Annotated in this window: 13 protein-coding genes; 8 read left to right on the top strand and 5 right to left on the bottom strand. The window is 55.9% G+C overall.

The genetic code is table 11. The features are described from left to right. Positions 1–659: 659 nt before the first annotated feature. Entirely contained in the window at positions 660–3,113 is a 2,454-nt protein-coding gene (treY, locus tag C6558_RS12760; protein ID WP_107027312.1) for a malto-oligosyltrehalose synthase, read from the top strand. A gap of 21 nt (positions 3,114–3,134) precedes the next feature. Here the strand turns inward: treY and C6558_RS12755 are convergent, their stop codons facing one another. Next, a complete protein-coding gene (locus C6558_RS12755; RefSeq protein ID WP_244494725.1) occupies positions 3,135–3,524 on the bottom strand; it encodes a response regulator in 390 nt (129 codons plus the stop codon). Between the two features lie 522 nt (positions 3,525–4,046). Between C6558_RS12755 and C6558_RS12750 the strand changes: the two genes are divergently transcribed. Then, positions 4,047–5,078, top strand: coding sequence for a PAS domain S-box protein (locus tag C6558_RS12750; RefSeq protein WP_082557468.1), 1,032 nt, complete (start codon positions 4,047–4,049; stop codon positions 5,076–5,078). Positions 5,079–5,600: 522 nt separating this feature from the next. On the opposite strand, the gene C6558_RS39650 is transcribed toward C6558_RS12750, so the two are convergent. Next, positions 5,601–5,873 (bottom strand): nodulation protein, encoded by a 273-nt coding sequence (locus tag C6558_RS39650; protein ID WP_146160884.1) that lies wholly within the window; start codon positions 5,871–5,873, stop codon positions 5,601–5,603. Between the two features lie 701 nt (positions 5,874–6,574). Between C6558_RS39650 and C6558_RS12740 the strand changes: the two genes are divergently transcribed. After that, entirely contained in the window at positions 6,575–7,189 is a 615-nt protein-coding gene (locus C6558_RS12740) for a flavodoxin family protein (RefSeq protein WP_107027310.1), read from the top strand. Positions 7,190–7,239: 50 nt separating this feature from the next. Continuing rightward, complete coding sequence (locus C6558_RS12735) at positions 7,240–8,205, top strand: SDR family oxidoreductase (RefSeq protein ID WP_107027309.1); 966 nt, start codon at positions 7,240–7,242, stop codon at positions 8,203–8,205. A 324-nt stretch (positions 8,206–8,529) separates the two neighbouring features. Here the strand turns inward: C6558_RS12735 and C6558_RS12730 are convergent, their stop codons facing one another. After that, complete coding sequence (locus C6558_RS12730) at positions 8,530–8,820, bottom strand: hypothetical protein (protein WP_057218441.1); 291 nt, start codon at positions 8,818–8,820, stop codon at positions 8,530–8,532. A 245-nt stretch (positions 8,821–9,065) separates the two neighbouring features. Further along, positions 9,066–9,311, bottom strand: coding sequence for a KTSC domain-containing protein (locus C6558_RS12720; RefSeq protein ID WP_057218445.1), 246 nt, complete (start codon positions 9,309–9,311; stop codon positions 9,066–9,068). Between the two features lie 158 nt (positions 9,312–9,469). Here C6558_RS12720 and C6558_RS12715 point away from each other — a divergent pair, with 158 nt between their 5' ends. The 3 genes from C6558_RS12715 (at position 9,470) to C6558_RS12705 (ending at position 10,951) form a co-directional block, all read left to right on the top strand. Further along, positions 9,470–9,673, top strand: coding sequence for a hypothetical protein (locus C6558_RS12715; RefSeq protein WP_057218447.1), 204 nt, complete (start codon positions 9,470–9,472; stop codon positions 9,671–9,673). A gap of 30 nt (positions 9,674–9,703) precedes the next feature. Continuing rightward, positions 9,704–10,315: a response regulator gene (locus C6558_RS12710; RefSeq protein WP_057218450.1), complete on the top strand. Its 612-nt coding sequence runs from the start codon at positions 9,704–9,706 to the stop codon at positions 10,313–10,315. Positions 10,316–10,591: 276 nt separating this feature from the next. Beyond that, positions 10,592–10,951, top strand: coding sequence for a hypothetical protein (locus C6558_RS12705; protein ID WP_371412261.1), 360 nt, complete (start codon positions 10,592–10,594; stop codon positions 10,949–10,951). A gap of 141 nt (positions 10,952–11,092) precedes the next feature. On the opposite strand, the gene glgA is transcribed toward C6558_RS12705, so the two are convergent. Continuing rightward, complete coding sequence (gene glgA, locus C6558_RS12700) at positions 11,093–12,550, bottom strand: glycogen synthase GlgA (RefSeq protein ID WP_057218454.1); 1,458 nt, start codon at positions 12,548–12,550, stop codon at positions 11,093–11,095. A gap of 620 nt (positions 12,551–13,170) precedes the next feature. Between glgA and C6558_RS12695 the strand changes: the two genes are divergently transcribed. Further along, the gene (locus tag C6558_RS12695) at positions 13,171–13,386 is read left to right on the top strand and encodes a hypothetical protein (protein WP_107027307.1); all 216 of its coding nucleotides are present in this window, start codon (positions 13,171–13,173) and stop codon (positions 13,384–13,386) included. The last annotated feature ends 126 nt before the right edge of the window (positions 13,387–13,512 follow it).

Below are 13,512 nucleotides of genomic sequence, written 5' to 3'. Positions count from 1 at the left end.
TCGTAAGGCCCCATCGCGAATAATACCTGTAGCGCACTGCCGCGCTGCTCAAGGCGGCAACGCCGACATTGTGACCAATGGACAAGCTCACAAACGAGGCTAACATTGTTTGATGGAACGCCAGCGACCTGCCGACGTAGCGAACAGCAAGCGCATCGAAGCATGACAGGCAAAGGTACGAACCGGCGGCGAAACAAAGGGCGAGCGCAACGTTCTTGCTGGGGAGCGTGCCCAGCGCGTCGATGATCTCGGTGAAGGTGTATTCGCGCAGGGTTTGGTAGAGTAGGAAGATCGCTCCGCAAACCGCGACACTGATTGCGATCCTGAAAAGTAGGCGCATATCGTTTTAAGTCCTCCGTTCCACGATGGGTGAACGGTAGCAAAGTCGACAGGTTCCATTGGGTCGAAAGTTTCGATTGGGCGAGCAGCGGGCAGTTTTGGAGTTTGTGGGAGCTAGGTTTCGAGGCGGATCGATGATGCTCACTATCAACAGGCCAAAACGAGCGTTCGGGAATTGATGTTTTGCAAGCTCAAATCCCTACACGTCACGATGTCGTTTTCGTAGCTGCTTTTCAGCGAGTTGGAGGCGGGGCAAGCTGGAACCTTTACGGATACAGCCGCTTTTACCCGCGTTGACCTCCCATTCGGAAGCCGCGCACATGATCCTTCCTTCCTCCACCTACCGCGTACAGTTTCGCCAAGGCATGGACTTCGCCCGCGCGGCCGAACTGGTTCCACATTTCGTGCGGCTCGGTGTAAGCCATGTCTATGCCTCGCCGCTCATGACAGCGGCAAAAGGGTCCACCCATGGCTATGATGTGACCGATTTCAACGAGATTGATCCATGCCTGGGGGGAAGTGACGGCTTTCAGGACTTTTGCAGTGTCCTGCGACGTTACAATTTGCAAATCCTCCTCGACATCGTGCCCAATCACATGGCCGCATCGCTCGAGAACGTGTGGTGGCGGGACGTTTTGGCGCAGGGTGAGAAAAGCGCTTACTCCGGCTATTTCGATATAGATTGGAGCCGCCGTCTGACGCTGCCCATTCTCGAACAGGATTTCTCTCAGGAAGTCGGAACAGGCGCATTTTCTCTTGCAACCGATGGCAATGAAGCGAGCATAAGGTATCGCGACGTTTGCTATCCTTTGACACTGAGCGGCGCCACATCATCCCTCCTGCAGTCGACCCAACTGGATACATTGTCGCAATCAAACGACTTCATGAGATCGCTCCACGCTTCACAGCCTTGGGAAATGATCCCATGGAAGGAGGCAGCGCACCGGCTGTCCTACCGGCGCTTCTTTGAAGTCAGTGAGTTGGTTGGACTTCGAATGGATAAGAGAGAGGTACTCGACCACGTCCATCGACTGGTACTGGAGCTAGTGGCAAGTGGGCAAGTGTCGGGTCTGCGGATCGACCATATTGACGGCCTGGTGGATCCGGCAGGTTATCTGGACTGGTTACGCGACGCCGTTGGACCAGACGTTTTCATCGTCGTGGAAAAAATTCTGGTTGAGGGAGAGCGATTGCCTGCGTGGCCAGTACAGGGAACAACCGGTTACGAATTCATTGCCGCATCGAGCGCGGTTTTTCTTCCGCCCTGTGGTCCTTGCGAACTTGACGAAGCCTATCGCAAGATCGCGCCGCAGAACAGTGACATCGACACCGAACGGCGGGCGGCTCAATGGCAGATGGTGCGCAAACATTTCGTTGGTGAGGTCACTCGTCTTGTAAAAATTGCCGAACCTGGGACGGGCCAAGCGCCGGCTTTTAGACAGGCGCTCGAGGAGCTTTTGATCGCTTTTCCGCGCTATAGGACTTACTTCACCCAGAATACCCGCACTCAGGAAGACGATGCGGTGCTTGCTCAGGCAATCGCTGTTGCATCCGACCATGTGAGGGATGCCAGTTCACTATCTGAGGTCAGTCATCTGCTGTCGGCAAGCGGCGGATCAGAAACGTCAATGGCTTTTCTAAATCGTTTCCAGCAGCTGAGCGGTCCCATCGTGGCGAAGGCGGTCGAGGATACACTCCTTTACAGGTATACGCGTTGCCTGGCAGTCAATGAGGTGGGCTGCGAGGCCCACATTGCCCATGGCGGCGTTGAAGAATTTCACCGACGCATGCGGGATCGTCTGGCCCTTCAGCCGGCGGGCCTCACCGCCACCTCCACCCATGACACCAAATGGAGCGAGGATGCCCGCGCAAGGCTATTTACCATCGGGGAGGATGTCGAAGCGTGGTCGTTGCAGTTCGACAGATGGGTAACCAGTACGACGCGCTTCCAGACGCCTTTGGTTGCACTAAACGTCCAGTGGATGATTTTTCAAGCACTCCTTGCAGTGCTGCCCGTCGATCTTTCCCCCGATGCGATAAATGGTCTGCAAAAACGGTTCACAGCCTACTTGATAAAAGCCGCTCGCGAGGCAAAGGTCGCTACGTCATGGGAGAGTGTGAATGTCGCATATGAGGCGCAGCTCTCCGACTACGCCTCGGCGTTGCTCGCGACTGATAATGCTACATTCCTGCGGGAGTTTCATGGCTTCTGCGAACCTTTTATGCTCGCCGGCCTTGTAAATTCGCTCAGTGTCACCTTGATGAAGTTGACCGTACCCGGGATCCCAGATTTCTATCAGGGCAGCGAATATCTGCAGTACGCGCTCGTTGACCCCGACAACCGGTACCCTCTTGAAACCGGCTATCCGCACACTGGTAAAAATCCATCAGTTCCAGCCACAGCCAAGTTTCAGCTGATTGCCAAGGGCCTTCGCCTCAGGTGCATATGGCCGGCATTATTTGCCGAGGGCGACTATCTGCCATTGATCCCGGTTGGGGAGCGAAAAGACCATGTATTGGCGTTTGCGCGCTGGAACCCAGATCACCATGTCATAGCTATCGCCTCGGTGCGGATGCTAAATAACGTTGAGCCCGTCACCTTAACGGCCGGAAAAGATTTTTGGGGCGATACGTCAGTATTGCTGCCGAAACGATTTCATCCAGAAAGTATTGACCTCCTGACCGACCGATTGTTTGCTAGCCATACACTCCGCATCGGCTCGCTTCTGTCGAACGGCCCAGTCGCGCTTCTGACTTCCAGCAAAAAGACCTGAACTCAAACAAGCGAACCCGGGTCAGTGGTCTCGAATGGTTGGCTCAAAGAGCCCACGAGCGATATTCTCGAGCTCTATTGGCTTGTCGCAAAGAACATACCCTTTGAAACGCTCTGGTATGGCGGACGATCCGAACGCGCTCGCAAAGACAAAAGGAATACCGCGTTCCCTGAGACGCTCGGCGACCGGAAAAACTTCGACACCATCGAGCAGGATATCAAGGATTGCAACGTCGATCATCTGCTTGTCGATGAGCACAAGCGCTGCGGTGACTTGCGGAGTTGGACCCACCACGATCGCCCCCAATTGCTCGAGTTGGCGTCGGGTTTCGTCGGCAAGCAGGAACTCGTCCTCAACGACAAGGACACGCTTGCCAGCGAAACACGAACTCCAAGGCACGGACGTGTTCAACACGGCTCTCCTTTCCGTACAGGGCGTCGATTGTTGTACGCAGCGACGGGATGGATCATTCCTCCAATCAATCGCTGCCGGCAGCGCGCCTGCGCATGAGCGGAATAGATAGATGTACTCCCCAACCAGTTAAGGCGAAGTTTGTTCGCACGAGCCGATCGGAATTCTTCAACATGCATGCGGAAGGAAGTTCATAGCATCTGGAGAAGAGACTGCGGTCCGACCAAATTTCACGGGCTCGCCGCATTTTTCGGTAATTCGCACATAGCGACGCTCCGCGGCGGCGCCAGGGCCCAAGCGGCGCCGAAGGACAACTGCGCCTACCCAAACTGAAAGTTTCCTACCCGCTAAATTCCAGACAAACAACCGGCTGACCGATCAGATGGTATTCCCTCACTAATCAAAATCTGAGCTTGTCATTCGGTTACTGCGACTGCCCAGGTCGGAACCTTCGGTCACTGAGGTCGTTTACGCCATGCCGGAACACATTGATGCGGCGGGACACTCGGGCGATCGATTGATATGGACTCGGAAAGAAGCGAAACTCACGTCGATGCCATGGAACTCGATCGGGCCAGATTGGCTGCGATTGTCGATTCCTCGTTCGATCCGATCATTAGCAAAGACCTCGATGGCACCGTGCGTACCTGGAATAGGGCATCCGAACAGCTTTTTGGCTACAGTGCCAATGAAATGATAGGAGCCTCGATTTTTAAGCTTATTCCGCCCCATCTTGAGGAGGAGGAACGTGCAATCCTGGCACGGGTCAGCCGAGGTGATCGAATTTCGGCGTTTGAGACAGTGAGGCAACTCAAGGATCGGACTTATGTCGCGATTTCGTTGACCGTGTCACCGATCAGGAACGCTGCGGGCAAAATCGTCGGCGCGTCTGCGATCGCGCGCGATATAACTGCCACTAAAGATCGTGAACGGCGCATTCGCATTCTTCTGCGCGAGGTCAACCACCGCGTCAAAAACCAGTATGCGATCATCTTGTCTATGATCCGTCAGACTGCACAGGGCAATTACGACCGCCCCACGTTCGAGCGTCATATCGCGCAGCGGATCATGGCACTTTCAGCCTCACACGACCTAATCGTATCGGCGGATTGGGAAGGTGCCACGATGGCTGATCTTGTCGCCATTCAGCTCAAGCCCTTCGGCCGGGATGAAGCGCTTATGTTTGCCGGCCCCGCCATCATGCTAACACCAACCGCCGTCGAAAATCTGGGCATGGCGCTCCACGAACTGGCACTAAACTCTGCGCGGCACGGCGTCCTGAGCGGCAAACCTGGAAAGATCGAGATATCGTGGCGAGTTGAAGTGCCCGACAACGTGCCGTCGTTCAGAGTGTGTTGGGACGAACAAACATTGGGACAGTTCCCGTCTTCAGGTGAACTCCGTTCCGGGTTCGGCTCCGTAGTTCTCAGGAGAGTTGCACCGCAGGCGCTCAACTCCGTCGCCGAGGTTGTGTACGAAAAGTCCCGATTTCTTTGGTCCCTGCACGGGCAACTGGGCGGTTTCACCGTGAAAGGTAATCCGCTTGCCGACTGAACCTTCTAGCCAATCCGCGTTGCCATGAGCGGAGCTCCCGAATGTAGCGATGTCCCATCAGCTCAGTGGTGACCGGCGCATATAATCATCAAGATCGTCCCTACGTGGTCCGTGATCGAGAAAGGACCCTTCGGCCCTCCAACGGAGTCAATTTGTATGCATGAATAAACTCTTCAAGATCATAGTGTAGGACGTGGATCATATCGAGCGAATACTCCAGACCTGAACCAATCCTAACCTCTCGCCTTCCCGTCGCATCGACGGCACGTTTATTGTGTGCGCCACTCATCGGAATTTGGCTTCCAGGTCGCTCCGGCTTGCAACATCGTAGATTCAGTACGGGATTTTTTAGGACCTCTAACCCGTCCGCGTGTTTCGACATTTTCGGACGCCCTTCCATTTTGCCCGAGCTACAAACCACAGGAAGACGGAAAGGTTCCGTCGATTGTCGGATCAGGATAAATCTTTGTGACCGTTGCCAGACATCAACAGGAGCCGGCGACAGGCTTGTCGCAAAGCAGCTTAGCGGCCCGTTGTGGGAGAGGCTTTGCGATCGTCTTGAAGTGCCAGATGGCGCACGACATCTTCCTCGATTTCACGACACACGAGGTCGTATTCCCTTATAAGATTGTGGTCGGCACCCCTCATCGCGCGCAATTCATCGCGGAAAATGGCCGCTTTTGCATAAGCCACGCATAATTGTTTGAGCGCTGATGTCGACACGCCGATTAGTGCACCGCGCCGATCGGGTAGACGCAACTTTAGCCGCTGGCGTCCTATGTATTCGAGGTTCATCCGACTGCCCTAGCTGATAATTGGCCTCGCGCGCCTCAGTTGTGTGCTGTACTCAGCCGCGCGTCCAGAGCTATCCCAACAACAGAATGCAAGTCATGTTCCCAAGTCCTGGGCTCTATTTTTCTTGAGAGTGCTTGCGCGGGCAAGTGGTAGCAGGTCGTTCCCAAAGCTAGAGAACTTTTGTTATGCGGATCGGTCAGACATCATGTACGCGAGATTTCAGCAAACGATGCGTCGATTTGATTAAGCGATGCAGTAGGACGCGGTCGTGAGCCGGGCGAGACATGTTGATGGCTGGACCGCCCGCAAACTGCTGGAATTCCTACCTCCCGAGTTACACGCAGCACTGTAACACTCTGCTCTGCTCTGTACATAGCCGAACGTTCTCGCTCTTGGGCGGCCAGTGCGTGGCGCCGAACCCTTGCGTCCCATCAACCCTGCGGGTAGCCAAAACGCTTTGACGTAAGAGCGACGCGCGCAACTTCCAAAATTGCAAGCCTCGGTCTTCAACTGCCTGCCACGGGCCGGAGCGAAGCGGCTACGTTGAGGTGCGTCGAGAACACGAGCATCAGCGCAGTCCGCTGGGCGCTTCACCAGGCCCCAACCGCGCAGTTCTCGGAACCCTTTGGCGAGCTAAGGGTTGAGCGTGGAGCGTTGGGCTTGCTGACAATCTTTGAACCAAACGAAGGAGGCTTCACCCTATGTCGCTGAATGCAATCGCCCTGAACTGTACTCTGAAAACTAAGCCGTCAGACGCTTCATCAACCAAACGCATCCTGTCTCTGATTGCCGAGGAACTGAAAAAAGACGGCGTAGAGACGGAAACCATCCAGCTCGCTGATCGTGCCATTCTGCCTGGAGTAAAATCTGACGAGGGCGAAGGTGATGAATGGCCGCAGATCCGCGAAAAGATCCTAGCCGCCGACATACTAATCGTGGGAACGCCTATATGGCTCGGACAGCCCTCGAGCGTGGCCAAGCGGGCACTTGAGCGCATGGATGCGTTTTTGGACGAGACTGACGAGCAGGGACGTATGGTGTCCTGTGGACGTGTCGCAGCCGTGGCAGTCGTCGGAAACGAAGATGGAGCTCACCATGTTTCGGCTGAGCTGTTCCAGGCGCTGAACGATGTCGGTTTTACGATTCCGGCGAATGCTGTTTGCTACTGGGTCGGCGAAGCCATGGGTAGCCAAAACTTCATAGACCTAAAGCAAGTTCCGGAGGCCGTGCAAACGATGGCGGGCATGCTCGCGCGCAACACTAGCCATCTTGCTCGTTTGCTGTCCAACGCACGTTACCCCGGCGAAGGCGACTGAGCCCGTCTGCGCCGACGTTCGAACGCCATAAATCGTATGAGGATGTGCAAATGCTGCAACAGAGACCCCACCACCCAGTCGTCGTCATCACTGGCGCATCATCCGGCATTGGACAGGCGACCGCTGAAGAATTTGCTCGCCGCGGTGCTCGATTGGTGATCGCAGCGCGCAACGCATCAGCACTCCATTCTGTGGCCTCGCGCTGCCGGGAACTGGGCGCCGAAGTTTTAGTTGTACCCACCGATGTCACCAAGGCGGATGAGGTGCGCCAGCTCGCACAGAAGGCTCTAAGCTTTGGCGAAATCGATGTCTGGTTTAGCAACGCGGGCGTCGGTGCGGTGGGAAAATTTGACGAGACGCCGCAGGAAGCCCATGAGCAGGTGATCCGAACGAACCTCATCGGGCATCTCAACGACGCCTATGCGGTCGTACCCATTTTCAAACGCCAGAAGCATGGTACATTCATCAATATGATCTCGCTCGGCGGGTTCGCCTCAGCGCCTTATGCTGCTGCTTACTCCGCCAGCAAATTCGGACTCAAAGGGCTTACCGAGTCGCTGAGAGCGGAGTTAGCATCCTATCGCGACATCCATATCTGCGACGTCTATCCGACGTTTCTCGACACCCCTGGAATTGCACACAGCGCTAACTATACGGGACGCGCGCTGACCGTACCTCCACCTGTCTATGATCCACGAAAAGCCGCTCGCTCGATCGTGCGACTTGCAAATCATCCGCGCGCTTCCTTGACTCTCGGCAGTCCCGCCAGATTGGCGCGGCTTGGCCACTTTTTGGCTCCCAACAGTACGGCACGAATAATGGCCGGTATCCTTGCCAGATATCTGAAGGGCGCGCCTCGCACAGAGGTGAGCCATGGCAACTTGTTTCGCTCTGCCGCAAATCCAGGCGGCGTGGAAGGCGGCCTGCGAGCAAGCAGGCCGCTACCCACCTTCGCTATTCTTACAGTCGTAGTCATCGGGTTTGCAGCGATCGCCTTGGCTCGGACACGTCGCTGATCAACCGCCGCATTGGCGTGATCGATGGAGAACCTAGGGGTGATCCCGAGGGTCACCGATGAGAGAGTATGAAAGGATTTCCTCATGAAAAATGCCAAAAACATCAAAAAGACGATCGAGCCGGTTACTGTCGACAGTGAACGAGATCTTTTGAACAAACAGGACGAATTCTGCCGGATAAGATCGCCAACATCGATGCTCGCCGCGAAGCCGCGCGTCAACACGCTGACACTTACATCGTAAGACAGACCTTGACGACGCCGAACAGCGGGAGGCGGCGCCCGGAACCCGAGAACAACCTAATTTTTGAGATATGAGGGCGCCTCAGTCAAAAATGGCGCCCTTTGCGCCCTCGTATTCCCGCGCTAATCGCATCACCGCAGGGCCGACCTCCTCGCTGTCCCAGCCGGCGGATTTCGCGGCTTCGACAACGAAAGACAAAGCAGTATCCTTTTCTAGGCTGTCCATGTTTCCGTTTAATGCAGCAACGAGCGCTTCAGGCTCGGCGGTCGCGATATCAGCCACCAAGGGCCTAAGTGCCGCCGTACAGTCGGCCTCCCGACCCTCGTACTGGTCGGGTTCACGCGGCGACGGGATTTGGTGAGATAGCGACATTGTGGTCTCCCTATGGTCAATAATCGAAGTTTCCCTAGAAACCTTAGTTCTGCCCAATAGTTCCGAACTCCGCACCATTCTCGCACTCCAGTTTACCTGCGCCGACCGCCCCCGGCACTGCGTAAACCACCACAGCGCACATTCGCAAGGTCGTTATCGAGAAGCCGTCGATCCCGTTGGGCAAAGCGCAAAGACGGAGCCGGATTACGCGGAACAGGCCTCTACGCATCCCTAATAGAACCACTTCACCGAGAGCCAGCTCGCGGCGATGCGCGGGTGACGGCAGTGGAGACGCTATCCCGTGTGTACTTAAATTTACCGCGGATGGACGAGTTGAAGAAGCGGCCTTTGGCGAATGCGAGCTTAAATTGTTCCGCGATTTCCGGCGGAACATCGCGGTAATCATACCGGTTCCCGGACGGCAAGAGCCATATCGACAATATCTTGCTGGCCGGATCATAATTGAACTTGTCGATGAGGGAGGAAGGCATCGCGTTCTCAGGTTCTGATTGAAAGTCTCGCTGCACTAACGAAACGCCCGGCACCGACGGTCCGTTCCCTCAACCGGGCCTAGTCTTGGCATGCGGAGCGCGAGCGCGTATTGTGATTTAGTGGCGCCATGTGAGCGCGACGAATATAGGCGACTTTTATGGCACCTCAAAAAAAAGGCGGCGCCGGTGGTGAGGATTTTTCCTCCCCCCTCCTTGAGGACGAGGACCAGGGTACCGCCAACCTGTTGGTCGATGATTCGCCGGACAGCTTGCTGGTGCTGGCGAACCGCCTGCAAAAAGCACTCGACGCGCGAAGTAGCTCTGCAGGCTTAAAGAGCCTAAGTCGCGTTAAGAAGCATTAAGCTTCGGGCGCCTGGAGGAGGAAACACCGCATGCCAACCCGCCAACCGTTGCGCGTTTTGGTCGCGGAAGACGAATATTTGCTTGCCGACGACATCGCATCCTGGCTCGAGCGGGCTGGCGCAACTGTTATTGGACCATTGCCGTCGGTTGAGCGCACACTGAAAAGTTTGAGTGCAACCCCCGAGATCGATGTCGCGGTTCTCGACATAAACTTGAATGGCGAATTGATATATCCGGTGGCTGACGAACTCGCCAGGCGGGCCGTTCCGGTGGTTTTTTTTACCAGCTACGATGAAATAGACGTTCCGGAGCGATTTTCGACGGCTCTAACGGTGAGCAAGACGGCGAGTGTGAGCGATCTTCTGAATGCAGTGTTTGAGCAGCGGTTGAAAACGATGTCTGGCCTGACGCCGATGAGGCCCGAAGCGCCAGAAGAGCGCGTTCTCGAGCTTGTGCCTGGGCTTCGATTGCGGGCACGGCTTTTGCTTCCGACGCCGCGGGCTGCGGATCGACTTGTGGAGAGGACGCTTGAAAAGGCAATTGCAGAGGTTTCCAGCAGGGGTGATGGGCAGCCTCTGGATGCGTGGTTGCACCAGATTATGCTTTCTATTTTTGCAGAGGCGCCATTCGGACCAAACTAGCGCTACGGCACTACCCAGCCAGTTCCACGGCCGCCACAACAAACAAGCCCCTTCGAAAAGAACAATCTCAAGGTTAAACCTTAAGTTGGCCGGACCCAAACAATGCGCTGGGACCAGTCAGGAGCGACGACTATAAGAGGCAGGGGAGCGTGCGACTGACCCGAACGGGACTCTTGCACGGATCTTTAGTCTCGATGCGACAACTTGCACCCCGGCGGACACCGGTGGGTCGGCGCGATGGCCCCATCGCTGCCCGCAAACTGTCGAATACGGGTGATGCCCGATGTTCCCGTTCATCTCAATAAGCCGAAATCGCTTGGAGGAACAATCTTCTTTCGGCTCGGTTGGATGTGGCTAACACGGGAGAATTCAGTGAAAGAAGCTGATACGACCGACGATCACGAAACGATTAGGGCCTGGGCAGAAAAGAGAAGAGGACGCCCATCACGGGCGAAGGGAGCCATTAACGGCGAAATCTTGCGGATAGATTTCGGCGAGCGCGACGAGACATTGGAGCCCATCTCTTGGGAGGAGTTCTTCACGATCTTCGATCATAACAAACTCCTATTCCTGCACCAAGACAGGACGGCTGATGGAAAGATCAGTCGTTTCAATAAATTCATAGACCGGCCTTAAACTTCTGACCTGTTGGTCCGGCTCCAGCGCGTCCAGAACGGAGCGTTTCACCACCGCAGTGTCGACACCGGTCCCGACTCTTGCCTCCCTTGCTCCTCGCGCCTGTGGTCGCGATCGGGGTCTTCCAAATCGTTGAGTTGCCTATCCCGTTTGGCGCAGTTCCGCGTTTTCGTTCAGGAGCCGCGAATATATCTCGCAGTACTGTTCGGCACTGCGTTCCCACGAGCAGTCGGTCTTCATAGCCTGTCGTCGGAGCCGTTCCCACGTGCGATGCCGCCGGTAGAGCTTGAAGGCCCTTCGCAGCGCGTGCCTAAGCCCATGATGGTCTATGGGAAGAAACTGAATGCCGGTTGCCGCTTGCGCATGCACGGCTGCATCATTAGCGTCGATGATGGTTTCGGACAGGCCGCCTGTGCGCGCGACGATGGGTATGCAGCCATATCTAAGCGCGTACAACTGCGTCAATCCGCAGGGCTCGAACCGAGAAGGGACGAGCATCGCGTCGGCTCCAGCATGTATTAAGTGTGCCAAGCTCTCGTCATACCCAATCTTGACAGAAACATGTTGGGGATACCGTTCGGCCGCCTCCAGGAACTTCCCCTCAATGTGTGGGTCGCCTTGACCATGCACAACCAGCATCCCGTCTTTCCAAAAAAACTCGTCGGCAACGTCTGCAAGCAAATCCATGCCTTTCTGCCAGGTCAGACGATTGACGCTTGCAAAGACCGGGCCGTGCCGGTGAGGCAGCCCGAACCGATCAAGCAGGTCGTAGCGATTGCCAAGCCTTCTGAGCGGCGTGCGTGCTGAAAATGGGTAGTTCAGGTACGGGTCACAGGATGGATCCCATACTTCAAGGTCAATTCCATTGACTATTCCGATCACGTCGTCATGCCGGGCGTTCATCACGCCATCCAAACCCATCCCGCCTTCCGGTGACATGATTTCGCGGGCGTAGGTCGGACTCACAACTGTTATTTTGTCCGCAGCTGCCAAGCCAGCCTTGAGGTATCCCAGTTCCCCATAATACTCGAGCGCCTCTGAATAGGATTGAGCGGGGAGGCCGAGGCGCGGGAAATGGCAGGCCGGGAATTGCCCCTGAAACGCAAGGTTATGAACCGTCAACACACGAGGCACTTCGAAGTGTTCGCCATACTTCAGATAGGCAAGTGTTAGCGCCGAGTGCCAATCATGGGCGTGAATCAGACAAGGCTTCCATTCCTTCACCCCGCTCCCTCCCACCTCGCTGGCGGCCTTCGAAAACGCAGCAAACCGCTTCCAATTATCGTGATGCTCTTTCCCGTACTCGTTGAGATAGGGGCCGCCGGGCCGGTCGAAGAACTCGGGAGCGTCGAGAATAAGAAGATCTAGACCGGCCGCCTGCGCAGCCAGAATTCTGGCTTGTACACCGAATAGATCGTCGTAGGTCTTGACCAATCTAGCGCCCGGCAGAGCGCGCATTACTGCCCGGTATCCCGGAATAAGGGTTTTAACACGGACGCCAAACTTTTTCAGTGCTTTGGGTAACGAGCCCGTCACATCCGCGAGGCCGCCGGTCTTGATTAAGGGAAATACCTCAGCCGTCACCGCCAAAATGTCCATCGAAGTCATCCCTTCAATGTCTGACCACTCCGACTTCCAACACTGCGCCGGGGTGGAATGTTCCGCGCAAAAACTCCGACGGAGAAGATTCTGAAAACGGAACAATCGGGGGTGCCGTGTTCAAGGGCGAGAATTCTCAGCGGATCAATTCATCGCATCGCTGCCCAAAGAGATCTCGCGACTGGCGCCGCTGGCCGTAAGGGGTTGGTTCTGTCGCCACTGACGAGTTGGAGCTCATCGCCGTGCGAACTCGAATGCTCAAATCACTTCGGATGCGCGGACTGCGCGACGACGAGGGTGGCTGTCGCAGCCAACGGCCCGCATGCGGACCGATCGCTGGCTCCGCGAAAGCTGGGGGCTTAAAGGAGGAGGGCTAAAATGCCCATTACCCTGATTGTTGCAAAGCAAACGAACAACCGCGGGAGGTCAGGGGCAAGGCGGACAGTGCAAAAATCGGCCGATTGAACCCTTACGCGCGCCCGAAAGAGAAATTCCCAAGGAACGTGTGGGGATCGATGATCCCGACTGTCTATTTTGGCGCGGTATTTGGATGACAGTTTTCTAATTTCCGAATGGAACTTTCTTCCCCGCTGTTTGTTCGCTGCCCAGGGAGCCGACTTATGCAAGCAAGCGAAAACCTACAACTTCACTTTGACGTGTTAAGCCGCCGCGCCTTGCTGTCGTGCGGATCTAGGGACTATGTGTTGCCCGATCAGTATCCCGACCGAGATGCTGCGAGGCGGGCAGCTCAGAAATTCGCCTGGGAGGCCCTGGGCTACAAGACCAAGAATGAGCAGTTTCTTGATTTCTCGCAGTTACCAGTTTGGCTGCGGTGAGGCCGCCAGCAGAATCTGTCGGGCGCCGTGGTAGGCACCACAGCGCAGCGCGTTGCCGAAAGGCTTGCCTGGTGCACCCAGCGAAGACGTGAGCTCGTTAAGGAACGAAGGTTTTCGGCGATCTAC

It is taken from the genome of Ensifer sp. NM-2 (genome assembly GCF_003024455.1).
GTDB lineage: Bacteria > Pseudomonadota > Alphaproteobacteria > Rhizobiales > Rhizobiaceae > Ensifer > Ensifer canadensis.
Note: the sequence above shows the minus strand (reverse complement) of the source record. Positions and strands in the feature narration are given on the sequence as shown.

Coding starts and splice junctions, on each gene's coding strand:
- C6558_RS12720 (WP_057218445.1), bottom strand. CDS start 9,311: ATGCCTTCCTCCCTCATCGACAAGTTCAATTATGATCCGGCCAGCAAG.
- C6558_RS12710 (WP_057218450.1), top strand. CDS start 9,704: ATGCCAACCCGCCAACCGTTGCGCGTTTTGGTCGCGGAAGACGAATAT.
- C6558_RS12715 (WP_057218447.1), top strand. CDS start 9,470: ATGGCACCTCAAAAAAAAGGCGGCGCCGGTGGTGAGGATTTTTCCTCC.
- C6558_RS12750 (WP_082557468.1), top strand. CDS start 4,047: ATGGACTCGGAAAGAAGCGAAACTCACGTCGATGCCATGGAACTCGAT.
- C6558_RS12695 (WP_107027307.1), top strand. CDS start 13,171: ATGCAAGCAAGCGAAAACCTACAACTTCACTTTGACGTGTTAAGCCGC.
- C6558_RS12705 (WP_371412261.1), top strand. CDS start 10,592: ATGCCCGATGTTCCCGTTCATCTCAATAAGCCGAAATCGCTTGGAGGA.
- C6558_RS12740 (WP_107027310.1), top strand. CDS start 6,575: ATGTCGCTGAATGCAATCGCCCTGAACTGTACTCTGAAAACTAAGCCG.
- C6558_RS39650 (WP_146160884.1), bottom strand. CDS start 5,873: ATGAACCTCGAATACATAGGACGCCAGCGGCTAAAGTTGCGTCTACCC.
- C6558_RS12730 (WP_057218441.1), bottom strand. CDS start 8,820: ATGTCGCTATCTCACCAAATCCCGTCGCCGCGTGAACCCGACCAGTAC.
- treY (WP_107027312.1), top strand. CDS start 660: ATGATCCTTCCTTCCTCCACCTACCGCGTACAGTTTCGCCAAGGCATG.
- glgA (WP_057218454.1), bottom strand. CDS start 12,550: ATGGACATTTTGGCGGTGACGGCTGAGGTATTTCCCTTAATCAAGACC.
- C6558_RS12735 (WP_107027309.1), top strand. CDS start 7,240: ATGCTGCAACAGAGACCCCACCACCCAGTCGTCGTCATCACTGGCGCA.